The organism is Amycolatopsis coloradensis (assembly GCF_037997115.1).
GTDB classification, from domain to species: Bacteria; Actinomycetota; Actinomycetes; order Mycobacteriales; family Pseudonocardiaceae; genus Amycolatopsis; species Amycolatopsis coloradensis_A.
This window is the reverse complement of the sequence record NZ_CP150484.1, coordinates 6,716,143-6,729,622: the sequence shown is the minus strand read 5'-3', so window position 1 is coordinate 6,729,622 and position 13,480 is coordinate 6,716,143. Positions and strand designations below refer to the sequence as shown.

The 13,480-nt window shown below is 69.8% G+C and carries 8 protein-coding genes and 1 pseudogene; 6 read left to right on the top strand and 3 right to left on the bottom strand.

The features are described from left to right. Positions 1 to 3: 3 nt before the first annotated feature. Positions 4 to 1,164: a sulfotransferase gene (locus LCL61_RS31175; protein WP_340683078.1), complete on the top strand. Its 1,161-nt coding sequence runs from the start codon at positions 4 to 6 to the stop codon at positions 1,162 to 1,164. A gap of 75 nt (positions 1,165 to 1,239) precedes the next feature. Here LCL61_RS31175 and LCL61_RS31170 read toward each other — a convergent pair whose 3' ends face one another. Beyond that, entirely contained in the window at positions 1,240 to 2,991 is a 1,752-nt protein-coding gene (locus LCL61_RS31170; RefSeq protein WP_340683077.1) for a GGDEF domain-containing protein, read from the bottom strand. A 72-nt stretch (positions 2,992 to 3,063) separates the two neighbouring features. Continuing rightward, positions 3,064 to 4,190, bottom strand: a pseudogene (locus LCL61_RS31165) (lycopene cyclase family protein). 43 nt (positions 4,191 to 4,233) lie between these two features. Here LCL61_RS31165 and LCL61_RS31160 point away from each other — a divergent pair. The 5 genes from LCL61_RS31160 (at position 4,234) to LCL61_RS31140 (ending at position 12,091) form a co-directional block, all read left to right on the top strand. Continuing rightward, positions 4,234 to 5,796 carry a dGTP triphosphohydrolase gene (locus LCL61_RS31160; RefSeq protein ID WP_340683076.1) on the top strand — a complete coding sequence of 521 codons (1,563 nt, stop codon included), beginning with the start codon at positions 4,234 to 4,236 and terminating at the stop codon, positions 5,794 to 5,796. 213 nt (positions 5,797 to 6,009) lie between these two features. Then, positions 6,010 to 8,880 carry a S8 family serine peptidase gene (locus LCL61_RS31155; RefSeq protein ID WP_340688720.1) on the top strand — a complete coding sequence of 957 codons (2,871 nt, stop codon included), beginning with the start codon at positions 6,010 to 6,012 and terminating at the stop codon, positions 8,878 to 8,880. Positions 8,881 to 9,263: 383 nt separating this feature from the next. Continuing rightward, on the top strand, positions 9,264 to 9,932 hold the full coding sequence (locus LCL61_RS31150) for an acVLRF1 family peptidyl-tRNA hydrolase (protein ID WP_340683075.1): 669 nt from the start codon (positions 9,264 to 9,266) through the stop codon (positions 9,930 to 9,932). 142 nt (positions 9,933 to 10,074) lie between these two features. Beyond that, positions 10,075 to 11,703 carry an ABC-F family ATP-binding cassette domain-containing protein gene (locus tag LCL61_RS31145; protein ID WP_126731835.1) on the top strand — a complete coding sequence of 543 codons (1,629 nt, stop codon included), beginning with the start codon at positions 10,075 to 10,077 and terminating at the stop codon, positions 11,701 to 11,703. Between the two features lie 178 nt (positions 11,704 to 11,881). Beyond that, positions 11,882 to 12,091 (top strand): helix-turn-helix domain-containing protein, encoded by a 210-nt coding sequence (locus LCL61_RS31140; protein WP_003071237.1) that lies wholly within the window; start codon positions 11,882 to 11,884, stop codon positions 12,089 to 12,091. Here the strand turns inward: LCL61_RS31140 and LCL61_RS31135 are convergent, their stop codons facing one another. Continuing rightward, positions 12,092 to 13,393, bottom strand: a complete 1,302-nt coding sequence (locus LCL61_RS31135) for a glycosyltransferase family 87 protein (RefSeq protein WP_340683074.1) — start codon at positions 13,391 to 13,393, stop codon at positions 12,092 to 12,094. Positions 13,394 to 13,480 lie beyond the last annotated feature (87 nt).

The following is a 13,480-nucleotide window of genomic DNA, read 5'->3' as shown; positions in this document are numbered from 1 at the left end:
AACATGCTGCCAGGGCGGGAAAACGTCGGCACCGTGGAAGATCTGCACGCGTCGGCGGCGAAACTCACCGGGTTGGACGACTTCGGCGGCGAGGACCATCTCGAAGGCCTCCGCGTGCTGCTGGATTCGTATGCCGGCGAGGCGGGCCTGACCCCGTACGGCAACAAGATCCATCGCGCGTTCCTGCGCGGCGCCCTGGTGGCGAGGTCGTTGAGCGAGGCCTCGTGGAAGCAGAATCCTGAGTACGCCGACGTTCCCGTCGAGCGGCCGATCTTCGTCACCGGCCTGCCGCGCACGGGGACCACGGCACTGCACCGGCTGCTCACCGAGGACCCGGCGCACCAGGGGCTGGAAGTCTGGCTGACCGAAGTGCCGCAACCGCGTCCGCCGCGCGAGACCTGGGCGGAGAACCCGGTTTTCCAAGGCATACAGGCGGGTTACGAGAAACACCACGTCGAACATCCCGAATTCATGGGCCTGCACCATATGTCCGCCGATCAGGTCGAGGAATGCTGGCAGCTCCTGCGGCAGTCGCTGAAATCGGTGTCCTACGAATGCCTCGCGCACGTGCCCTCGTACTCGCGCTGGCTGGACGGGCAGAGCTGGACCGACGCCTATCGCAGGCATCGGCGCAACCTGCAGCTCATCGGCCTGCCGGACGCCGGACGACGCTGGGTGCTCAAGAACCCGAGCCATCTCTTCGCGCTCGACGCGCTGTTGGAGGTGTATCCGGACGCGCTGATCGTCCAGACCCATCGCGCGCCGAGCACGATCGTCGCGTCGGTGTGCAGCTTGAACGAGCAGGCGTCGGCGGGCTGGTCCGACGTCTTCCGCGGCGACGTGATCGGCCGCAGCCAGCTGGACCTCTGGGCGCGCGGTGCGGAAAAGTCTTTGGAGGCAAGGAAACGACACGACCCGGCACGGTTCTGCGATGTCCGGTACGAGGATTTCGTCGCCGACCCGATCGGTACGGTCGAGGGCGTCTACCGGCATTTCGGGCTGCCGCTGAGCGACGCCGCCCGGGACGCGATGACCGTGGTGCACGCCGAAAGCCGTTCCGGGGAAAGGAAACCCGTGCACCGGTACGACCTCGCGGACTTCGGGCTCACCGCGGGCGAGGTCGACGAACGCTTCTCGGCCTACCGCGCCGCCTACGCCCTCTGATCCCCCGCATCTAGTCCTCTGAATGCGGTAGTCGCACGCGCAAGGACCGTATTCAGAGGACTTAAATGCGGCAGGTCAGAAGCCGGCGGCCGCGCGCTGGGAAGGCAGGCCGCGCGTCGTGATCCCGCGCAGGACCTCGACCCGGTCCGAACCCGGCCGCCCGAGCACCCAACTCGACCCCGGAACCTCCTTGGCCCGCTTCTTCAGCGGCGCCAGGAGCCGGGACGCGTCCTTGTAGGACCGGATCGCGCCGTGCCCGCACACCAGGGTCGCCAGCGAAACCGTCACCGGCAGCCCGTCGGCCGACCACGCCGTGTCCAGCAGCGCGGCGGCGACCGTGCCGATCTCGTCGACGTCGCAGGCGATCAGGAAGTCGTCCCCGCCGACGTGGCTGACGCGCATCCGGCGCAGCCGGGCCTCCAGGTCGGTGAGGGTCCGGCCGAGCGTGCGGATCAGGTCGTCGCCCGCGGCGAACCCGGCGGTGTCGTTGACCGTCTTGAACGAATCGACGTCCAGCCAGGCCGCGACGAACGGCTCCCGCGCGTTGATCCGGCGGTCGACGTCCCTGGCGACGGCGTCGCTACCCGGCAGCCGGGTCAGAGGGCTCAGCGAGACCGCCTCCTCGACCTTCGCCTCCGCGACCCCGCGGACGACCTCGTTCACCAGCACCACGCCGACACACCGGCCGCGGTCGTCGACCACCACGACGTCGTCGCCGGTCCGGCCCCAGTCCGCGTCGGTGACCAGTTCGAGGAATTCGAGCGCGCTCGCGTCGGCGTGGATCGTGTGCGGCCGGTCGGCGAGCCGCGACGCCGGCCGTTTGGCGTGCAGGGCGTGGCCGTACAACCCGGTGACCGCGACCAGGAACCGTGTCCGGTCGATCGACCACTGTGGACGGTGCCGGTCGTCGATGCCGACGATGCCGCTCGGCCCGTCCGCCGCGGCCAGTACCTCGCGCACGTCGTCACAGGTCGCGTCTTCCGGCAGCGTGGTCGCGGGCCGGAGGAAGTCGCCGACGCGGCGGGCGCGGGCGGTGCCGGGGATGAACGGTCCGGGCGCGTCCGGCGCGGGCAGCGGCGCGTGGTCGCCGTCCGGCGGGGCGAGCAGGTTGCCCTGCGCGATCNCGTCCGGCGCGGGCAGCGGCGCGTGGTCGCCGTCCGGCGGGGCGAGCAGGTTGCCCTGCGCGATCCGCACGCCGAGCCGCCGCGCGGACTCCAGCTGCTCGGTGGTTTCGAGCCCGGTCGCCACCAGGCGGTTGTCGGTGCGCGACGCGAAGTGCAGCACCGACTCGACCACCGCGACGGCGGCCGGGTCGTGCGGCAGGCCGCGCAGCACGCTGCGGTCCAGTTTCACCAGGTCGACGGGCGCCGAAGCGAGCAGCGTGAGCGGGAGGTCGCCGCGGCCGAGGCCGTCGAGCGCGAGCCGGAACCCGACTTCGGTGAGCCGCCGCATGCCGGTGAGCAGCAGGTCGGCGGGGATCTGCGTGAACGGCGGCCCGATCTCCAGCACGACGTCCCTGGTCCGGCGGCCCGCCAGGCTGAGCGCGTCGGTCAGCGGGTCGAACTGCGACGGCGGTGCCGCGACCGTCCGCGCGGACAGGTTCAGGTGCAGGGGGAGGGTGGCCTGCGGTTCGCGCAGCTGCCGGACGGCTTCGGCGGCCAGGCCGACGTCGACCTCGGCCAGCCTGCCGCTGCGCCGGGCGTCGGCGAGCAGTTCGCGGGCGGTGCCGCGGCCTGGCCTTGCCAGTGCTTCGAACGCGACGACGCCACCGGTGTGCAGGCTGTACAACGGCTGGTAAGCGAAGCGGACAGCGATCTGCAACGTCACAAGCGAATATTCGCCGGTGGCGGCACGAAACGAAATACGTGTCAACTGATGTTCATCGTGAAGGCACCTGGGTTACCTAGAACGGCGTAACGCACGCCACCCGATCAGGTGTTTTCTTACCGGCCATGGTGACATCCGGAAAAGTGCCGACATCGCTTCGGCGGTATCCGAAACATCTTCGCGACCGCTGGTGAATGCCGCTGGAGCGGGATGGGCAACGTGAAGAACTGATCGAAGAACACCGGGACCAGTTCGGGCGGCATCCCGCACAGTGCCCGCAGCCCGTGCCGCCGCAATCCGTGCACGGCGCGTGCCGAGGACGGCCACAGCGCCCGATGCGCGGCCGACGCCGCCGCGGCGGGACCTCGATCCCAAGCCCGGACCACGGCGTCGGCCACCGGTTCCGCGAGCCGGATCGACGTCGCGACGCTGTACCCGGTCGCCGGATGCACCAGGGCGGCGGCGGTCCCGAACGGCACGGTCCGGCCGCGTCGCGGCACCGGCACGTCGAGCACTATCCGCACGCGTTCCTCGCGCCCGCGCGACGTCAGCCCGACGGCCCTCAGACGGGCTCGCAGCCGTGCCGCCAGGACGTCGAGCGGCAGGCCGGGTCTGCGGGCCAGCGAGGTCTCCTCGACCAGGACGGTGCCGTCGCCGAGCGGCAGTACGTACAGGAATCCGGACTTGGTCTCGCGCCAGTCCATGAACACGGCGGTGCCGGGGTCGTCGACCAGCCGCAGCGCGTCCTCGGCGGGGAGAACGGCACCGAACGCCGTCTGTTCGTACCGGTCGCCTCGCGGCCGGACACCGGACGCGTCGACGTACAGCCCGGTCCCGAGGGTTCGCCCGTCATCGAGGCGCACCGACGAATCCTGTCCGCCGTGGTCCACGCCGGACACCGTCCCCTCGACGACGTCGTAGGCACCGTCGAGCCACCGGCGGAGGCCGGCGTTGTCCAGCACCAGGTAGCGGCGATCCAGGACGTGCGGCCTGGTCCCGAAGGCAAGCGTGGTCGAAGGCGCGTACGCGACGGCGCTCCCGGGCAGCGCGGGCAGTTCGTCGGCGAACAACCCGTAGGTCGCCCGCCAACGTCGCCCCGGCGCCGGGTCGACGAGGACCGTCTCCAGGCCGCGCCGGGCGCAGGCACGCGCGAGCGCCCGTCCGGCCGGGCCCCCGCCCGCGATCACCACGTCCGCCACCTGGGCATCTCATCATGCCGCCGCGACGGATACGGTGTGACGCATGGAACAGACGGACCCGAGGGCGTGGCGGCGCGATCCGGAGAGCGCGAACGCCGGGTTCAGCGATCTCGCCACGAGCCCGTTCCGGATCGACCGGGACCGGATCGCCGCTTCGCCGTTCTTCGCCCGGCTCGGCGGCGTGACACAGGTCGTCAGCGCCGGGGGCGCCGGGTTGCTGCACAACCGGCTCACGCACAGCCTCAAGGTCGCGCAGGTCGCGCGCGCCATCGCCGAGCGGATCAACGCGAGCAGCGATTCCGCCGAACTCGCCGCGAAACTGGGCGGCTGTGATCCGGACGTCGCCGAGGCCGCCTCGCTCGCGCACGATCTGGGACATCCGCCGTTCGGCCACCTCGGCGAGCAGACCCTGGACCGGATCGCGCGCCACCGCTTCGGCCTCGCCGACGGTTTCGAAGGCAACGCGCAGTCGTTCCGGATCATCACCACCACCGACGTACGCGGTCCGTCCGCGTCCGGGCTCGACCTCACCACGGCGGTGCGCGCCGCGGTGCTGAAGTACCCGTGGGCGCGGTTGCACGTGCCCGATCCGCATCCGACGTCGATGGCCGTCCAGCCACGCGGCGCTGCCGAACCTGCCGACGCCCCCGGCACCGGCGCGAGCAAGTTCTCCGCCTACAGCACCGAACTCGACGACTTCACCCAGGCGCGGGCCCCGTTCGACGGCCGGATCGAACCCTGGCAGCAGACCGTCGAAGCGTCCGTGATGGACACCGCCGACGACATCGCCTACGCCATCCACGATCTCCAGGACTTCCACCGGATCGGTGTCCTGCAGCACGCGCCGGTCGCCGCCGAGTTCTCCGGCTGGGTCGACCACGCGCTGGAGCTGGCCGGGCTGGACGACGCGACCTTGACCGCGGAACGGCGGCTGCCCGGCCGTTCGCTGGAACGGCTGCGCCGCCGGATGCACGCGAAGGACGGCTGGATCGTCGACGACGACGCCTTCACCAGTGCCGTCGCCCGTGTCCGCGCCGAACTCGTCGACGGCCTGCTCGCCACCGGCTTCGACGGTTCCATCGAGGCCGAGCAGGCCACCGCCGCCTTCTCCGCGAAGTGGACCGCACGGCTCGTCGACGGCGTCCAGGTGGTGGCCTCGCCTTCGACTCGGACAGGGCATCTCACGCTGCGTCCCGCCCAGTGGCACGAGGTGCAGGTGCTGAAATTCGTGCACCGGCGGTTCGTGCTGCTGCGCCCGGAACTCGCGCTGCACCAACGCGGACAGGCGAGCCTGGTGACCACGCTGGTCGACGCGCTCGACGCGTGGCTGCTCGATCGCGACGAGTTCTACCGGCTCCCGCGACGGCTGCACGACTTGGTGGAATTGGCGCAGTCCGAGTTCTCCGCGCTGGCGCGGACGTCACCGGAACTGCTCATCGGAGCGACCGGGGAGCCGGTCACCGGTGCCGACGCCGTACGCGGTCTGGCGCGCGGGCGGGCGGTCGTCGATTTCGTGGCGTCGCTGACGGACAAGCAGGCGGTGACCCTTTTGGACGGCTTGTCGGGCCGTGCTTCCCAGCCCTGGTCGGACTCGTTCGTCCTGTAACGACGCGATTCCCCTGAACGGCCTACGAGCTGCGGCCGAAACCGGAAAATACCCATCCGACGTCACCCGAACGGCGACTGCCGCCGGTGCACGCCCGGTACTTAGCTTGATCCAGCCGGTGATCGCCGGCGTCGGTCAGCGTGAGTCGGGGCACGCGCCTAGGAATCGGAGGCGCACGTGCGTCCAACCCGTTCTAGTAGGAGAAGAAGAACGATCCTGACCGCGGGCACCGCTGCCCTCGTCACCGCGCTCGGCCTGGTGAGCCCGCCCGTCGCGGCGGCGGAAAGCGGTGTATCCCCGGACGCGTTCTCGGCGAACACCGTCCGGCAGATCGAGGCACTGCAGTCGATCAAGAAGAGCCAGAACGCTGGTGAGTCCAAAGTGGACAGCCGGCTGCTCGTCGAACAGAAGCTCCGCGCACAGCGGATGTCGGCCTCCGCGGTTCCCGCACTGGGGTCTGGGGCGAATGTCTCCGCGGCCGGCATCGTACTCGTGGACATCCGGGGCCAGGTCTCGGAGGAACTCCTCAAGGGACTGCGTGAATCCGGTGCGGGGATCCGCGCGGTGTCCGAGCGCTACGGCAGTGTGCGCGCCGAGGTTCCGCTGAACGCCGTCCCGGCGATCGCGGCCCGCGCCGACGTCAAGAAGGTCGAGACCGCCAACGAGGCGTTCACCGCCCGCCAGCTCGCCGAGCCCGCCACCGCGGGCAAGCGGGAAAGCAAGGAAGAGAAGGCCGCCCGGATCGCGGACGAGCTGAAGAAGGCCGTCGACGCCAAGGGACAGGCCGGTATCGCGGCCGGACCGGTCAACAGCGAGGGCGATCGCGCGCACAACGCCGACACGGCGCGCCAGCAGTTCGGCGTCACCGGGGTGGGCACCAAGATCTGCGCGCTGTCCGATGGGATCGACTCGCTCGCGACCTCGCAGGCGCGCGGCGAACTCCCGGCGGGCGTCGACGTGATCCCCGGCCAGGAAGGCGACGGCGACGAGGGCACCGCGATGCTCGAGATCATCCACGATCTCGCGCCGAACGCGGCGCTCGGTTTCGCCAGCGCGTTCAACTCCGACGCCAGTTTCGCCGACAACATCCGCAAGCTGCGCTTCGACGCGCGCTGCGACGTCATCGTCGACGATGTCCTGTACTTCAAGGAATCCCCGTTCCAGGACTGGATCATCGCCCAGGCCGTGAACGACGTGACCGCCGACGGCGCGCTGTACTTCTCCTCGGCAGGTAACGAAGGCAACGTCACCGACGGCACCTCGGGCCACTGGGAAGGCGACTTCGTCGACTCCGGCAAGAGTGTCGGCAAATACGCCGGAACCGCGCACAACTTCGCCGGTGCGGCGGGCAACCAGATCTTCCAGCCGCTCTCGAGCGCGTCGGGCCGGGTGCCGGTCACGTTGTTCTGGTCCGACCCGCTGGGCCGCTCGAACAACGACTACGACCTGTACCTGCTGAACCAGGCGGGCAACGTCGTCGACTTCAGCCAGGACGTCCAGACCGGCACCCAGGACCCGTACGAGCGGGTGGACACCACGGGCGTCGCCGGACTGCGGCTGGCCATCGTCAAGTTCTCCGGTGAGGGCCGCTACCTTTCGCTGTCCGCGTTGCGCGGCCGGTTCACCGATTCGGCCGACGGTCTCAAGGCCTACACCAAGCCCGGCGTGACCGTCGGCCACTCGGCCGCGCGGGACGCGTTCAGTGTCGCGGCGGCACCGGCCGCGAAGGCGTTCCCCCGAGCCCTCGAACCGGGCGACCCGGCCAACCCGGCCGGTCCGTTCCCCGGCGCGTTCGGCGCGACCACGAAGGTCGAACGGTTCACTTCGGACGGTCCGCGGCGGATGTTCTACCAGGCCGACGGCACGCCGATCACCCCGGGCGACGTGTCCGGGACCGGTGGTGAGGTCCGCGCCAAGCCGGACATCACCGCGGCCGACGGCGTCTCCACCAGCGTCACCGGCTTCACCACGTTCTACGGCACGTCGGCCGCCGCGCCGCACGCCGCCGCGATCGCGGGCCTGGTGCTCTCGGGCAACCCGGGGCTGCCCCCGGCCGACGTGCGCGAGGCGCTGATCAACACCGCCGTCGACATCCTCGCCCCCGGCCGCGACAACTCCAGCGGCGCGGGCGTCATCCTCGCCGACAAGGTGCTCGCCTACACCGGTGCCAGCCCGCAGCCGCTCGCGTCCGCGGGCCAGCCGACGGTCACCCCGGCCGACGGCGGCTCCGCGCTCGACCCGGGCGACACCGCCAAGGTGACCCTGCCGGTGACCAACCGCGGCGACGGCACCGCGACGTCCACCAGCGTCGTGCTGTCCAGCCCGACCCCCGGTGTCACGGTGGCGCCGCGGTCGAAGTCGTACGGCACGATCAGCCCCGGGCAGACCGGCGTGAACGACTTCACCATCACCGTTCCCGCCACTCAGGAACTCGGTGTGCCGGTGGTGCTGAACGCGCGCGTGACCTTCGCGGGTTCGTACTCGCCGACCACGTCCACGTTCTCGCTGCCGGTCGGCACCCCGTCGCCGGTGACGCAGAACTTCGCCTACACCGGTGACGCCGTGGCGATCCCGGACAGCGACCCGACCGGCGTGACCGTGCCGATCACGGTGAGCGGGGTCGGGCGCGCGTCGAAACTGACGTTCTCGGTGGACGGGGCGACCTGCAACGCCGACCAGACCTCGACGACGGTGGGCATCAACCACTCGTACGTCGGTGACCTGGTCGGCACGCTGACGTCGCCCTCGGGGGCGAAGGCGACCGTGTTCCAGCGCAGCGGCGGCTCGGGCAACAACCTGTGCCAGGTCGTCTTCGCCGACAACGCGGCCACCGCGTTCAGCTCGGTGAGCGCGGCGAACGCGCCGTTCACCGGCACCTACAAGCCGGCGCAGGCGCTCGGCGGCCTGGCCGCCGGTGCCGCCGACGGCACCTGGAAGTTCACCGCGGTGGACGTCGCCGGTGGCGACACCGGGTCGATCCGCGCGATCTCCTTGCACATCAACGGTTTCGTCCAGCCCGGTGTGGCGGAGCGGCCCGCGGGTGTCGGGAAGTCGGTGGGGCGCGGGCCGGTGAAGCCGGTCTAGTCCTTCACGCGGACTGGTCGACGTCGGTACCGGGGGTCGTGAGTGGCGATTCCGGTTAGGGCCAAGAGTGTCTTAGGTACCTGCTGACTGGGTTTGGCTGGGGCTGATCATGTGTCCGTGAAGGCCTCCTTGCCTACCCTGAAGGTAGTGAAAGAGGCCTTCACTACCTTCAGGGGCGCCGCTCTCGTCCCAGGTGCACCGGCGACCACAGCAGGCGCAGCGGCCGCGCGTGAAGCGGGCCTTCAGGTACTTCAGGCGGGCACGGGCGCCGGTACCGAGCCCACCGAACGCCTCGTGAGTGGGCGATTCGGATCAGAACCCGAATCGCCACTCACGACCCAGCCGAGCCCCCCGAACAGGGCAGGGCCCCGTACGTTGGACCCATGGCGAGGGAGCGGCAGGTAGCGGGCGGGGGACGGGCGGTCGAGGTCGCGCCGGATCGCCTCGAAGGCTGGTACGCCCGCTTCGCCGTCCGCAACGAAGGCGTCCGCTCGACAGAACTGAAGCCGGACACCGTCACGGTCGTCGCGGACAACGGCGTAGTCGCCGTCGCGACCGTCCCTTTCGGACCGCTGAACGCCGAAGGAACCGTGCCAGGTCTCGCCGTCGGCCCGCTCATCGAACACGCGCTGATCTCACGGAGAATCGCGCTCCTGCTGGTGCGCCGTGGCGGGCACAGCGTCGGGATCGCGCGCGGGGGAGTGGTCGTGCAGTCCAGGACTGACCGCCATCTCGTCCAGGGCCGGTCCGCGGCGGGCGGCTGGTCTCAGCAGCGGTTCGCGCGGCGGCGGGAAGGGCAGGCGCGCTCAGCGCTCCGTTCCGCCGCGGACGACGCTTTCGAGGTGCTCGTCCTGCAACTGTCCGAAGTGGACGCCGTCGTACTCGGCGGGGATCGCCGCGCCCTGGAATCCCTGCGCGAGGACAAGCGACTGGCGCCGTTGTTCCAGCGTGCCGAGGCCCGCGTCCTCGACATCGCCGAACCGCGCCGCACGGTGCTCGAAGACGCGGCGGAGCGGGCTGTCGCGGTCGAAATCACCCTGTCCGGGCCGTGACGTCGGGCACGGTCGGATAAAACCGTTCGACACCGGCCCGTACACTGATCGTGTGGACATCCTCTTGGAGTAGCTCCTCGTCTGCCCGACGGCAGACGAGTCGAAGCTGTCCGCTCATCCACCCCTTGTACCGGGAGTTCCCGTGATCACGGCCACTGGCCTGCAGCTGCGCGCGGGTTCGCGCATTCTGCTCGACGACACCAACGTCCGCATCCAGCAGGGCGACCGCATCGGCCTGGTCGGCCGCAACGGCGCCGGCAAGACCACCTCGCTCAAGGTGCTGGCGGGGGAGGGGGAGCCGTACGCGGGCGAGGTCCGCCGCAGCGGCGAGCTCGGCTATCTTCCGCAGGACCCGCGCGAGGGCGACCTGTCCGTCACCGCGAAAGACCGCGTGCTCTCCGCGCGCGGCCTCGACACCTTGCTGCGCAACATGGAAAAAGCGCAGACCGCGATGTCGGAGCTGGCGGACGAGAAGGAACGCGACAAGGCGGTCAACCGCTACAGTCGTCTCGAGGAGCGCTTCGCGTCCCTCGGCGGATACGCCGCCGAGAGCGAGGCCGCACGGATCTGTTCCAACCTCGGTCTGGCCGACAGGGTGCTCGAACAGACACTGCAGACGCTCTCGGGTGGTCAGCGCCGCCGTGTGGAGCTGGCCCGGATCCTGTTCGCCGCCGCCGAGGCGGGCGCGGGCGGCAAGTCCGAGACGATCCTGCTGCTCGACGAGCCCACCAACCACCTCGACGCCGACTCCATCAACTGGCTCCGCGGCTTCCTGAAGCAGCACGACGGCGGTCTCGTGGTCATCAGCCACGACGTCGAACTGCTCGCGGACGTCGTCAACAAGGTGTGGTTCCTCGACGCGACCCGCGGCGAGCTCGACCTCTACAACATGGGCTGGCAGCGGTACCTCGACGCGCGGGCCACCGACGAGAAGCGCCGCCGCCGCGAGCGCGCGAACGCCGAGAAGAAGGCGTCCGCGCTGCAGCAGCAGGCCGCCAAACTGGGGGCCAAGGCGACGAAAGCCGTGGCTGCCAAGAACATGGCCCGCCGTGCCGAGCAGATGCTCTCCGCGCTCGACGAGACCCGGCAGGCCGACAAGGTCGCCCGGATCAAGTTCCCCGAGCCCGCCCCCTGTGGCCGGACGCCGCTCACCGCGGAGGGACTCTCGAAGTCCTACGGTTCGCTCGAGATCTTCACCGGAGTCGACCTCGCCATCGACCGCGGGTCGAAGGTCGTCGTGCTCGGATTGAACGGTGCCGGAAAGACGACATTGCTCCGGCTGCTCGGCGGAATGGAAACTCCGGATACCGGCGAGACCATTCCAGGTCACGGATTGCGTCTGGGCTATTACGCACAGGAACATGAAACTCTCGACCACGACGCGTCCGTGTGGGAAAATATCCGTCACCTCGCGCCGGACACCGGGGCGCAGGAGTTGCGGAACCTTCTCGGTTCGTTCCTGTTCACCGGCGAGCAGCTCGATCAGCCCGCCGGCACGCTCTCCGGCGGTGAGAAGACGCGGCTCGCGCTCGCCGGACTGGTGTCCAGCGCTGCCAACGTTTTGCTGCTCGACGAGCCGACGAACAACCTGGACCCGGCCAGCCGTGCCCAGGTCTTGGACGCCTTGCGCAGCTTCGCCGGAGCCGTCGTCCTGGTGACGCACGACCCGGGCGCGGTCGAGGCACTGGAGCCGGAACGCGTGATCCTCCTGCCGGACGGAACCGAGGACCATTGGTCGGCGGATTATCTGGAACTTGTCCAGCTTGCGTGAGGCCTGCGTCCGTTCGGGTGCTTGATCGATGCCATCCGGCCACTGAAATGGCCCAATGTGATCGCGGTTTCAGCAGTTTTGCGCTCGTCGTCTGGCATTCCGGCGCTCAGTGTTCGATCATTGCGGCGACAGGGGCCGTTATGTGGCCCAGAACACTCTCGGCGGGAAGGCGATCGACGTGGCTGATCTCAAGAAAGGCGCGCGGATCACCGGCAACACGCGTGACAAGCTGGCCGCTGACCTGAAGAAGAAATACGAGAAGGGCTCGAGCATCCGCGCTCTCGCGGAGTCCACGGGTCGCTCGTACGGGTTCGTGCACCGGGTCCTCTCGGAGTCCGGCGTCCAGTTGCGCGGCCGTGGCGGTGCCACCAGGGTCAAGAAGAAGTAGTCACGAGGAAGTAGCGGACTGCTGCGCGGGGGGCGCAGTTCCCTTTCCGGGGACCGCTGTTTCACGGGTTTCCGCGGCCAGGAAGGCCAACCTGGCACCGAGCAGGACCAGCGGATACACCAGGTAGCCGTACCTCGTCGCCGGAGTGAGCATGATCAGCGCGACGAGCCCGACGGCCATGCGCAGCAACGCGTCCGAGCCGGTCGCGGGCGGGCGGCGCAGCAGCCAGACCAGGATCGCGACGGCAGCGATCCCGAGCAGCGCGAAGGAAACCGCCGTGCCCACCGGGCCGAGCGAGGCGATGAGGTGGCCGGGCAACGGGCTCGCCGCCGGTGACTTGATCACGCCGATTCCCAGCGGGAAGCGGAAGACGTGCTCGACGAACGCCTTGGGGCCGGCCAGATAGACGGGGACGTGCAGGACGAGGGTCGTCACCACGAGTGCCGCGGCGAATCCGCCGAGTGCGCGAGGGCCACGCCGCGTGATCAACAAGACACCCAGCACCACGATCGCGGGCGCGACGATGAGTTTCGCGCTGACCACCAATGCCAGCACCAGGCCCGACAGGACCGCGCGGCCGGTCGAGGCCAGCGCGAAGGACAGCACCAGCAGGCCGACGATGGCCAGATCCGGGCCGGCGACCGCCCAGGTCAGTGCTGTCAGCGGGCAGGCGAGCGCGAGTTGCGCGGCGCTGACCGGGATTTTCGGCCACTTCAGCAGCCGCAGCGTCAGCAGCACACACGCGACGGCCGCCAGCGCGAACATCCAGCGCGCGTCGGTGAGGGCGTTCGCGACCGGTCCGCCGCCGAACAGGGCACGCGGCAGACCGAAGACGGTCATCACCGGACCGTATGGCGTGTAATCGTTTACTTCCACTGCGCGACCGAGCGCGGTGACGTCGACGTACGGGGTTCCGTTCTCCAGAAGGAGTTTCGCCGACCGTTCGATCACCCAGACCTCGGGCTGCGCGGCCCAGGAGTTCGGTGTGACGAGCCAGTCCACTCCGGTCAGGCGGCGAATGACGAGCATTCCCAAGGGAAGGATCATGGCGAACAGGCCGATCGCCCCGATGCCGATCCACCGCGAACCGAGCGCGCCGGGCAGCGGCTTGCCGCGCCGGGCGGCGGCCAGCAGCCAGCCGGAGTGGACAACGGCGAGGCCGTAACCCGCTACAGCGAAGTTCGCCCACACGCGATAGCCGTAGAACTCCGCGATGGCCGTGTTCACGACGGCGAAGATCAGGCAGCCCGTGTAGAAGACCAGGTCTATGGTCAGTCGTCGCCGGTCCGGGTCCATGGTCACCGGCTCAGGCTACCGACGTGGCCGCGTCGGCCGGAAAGAGGACGCGGAAACCGGGAAGCATCCGGTGTGTTCCGGTGTTGGTTATGC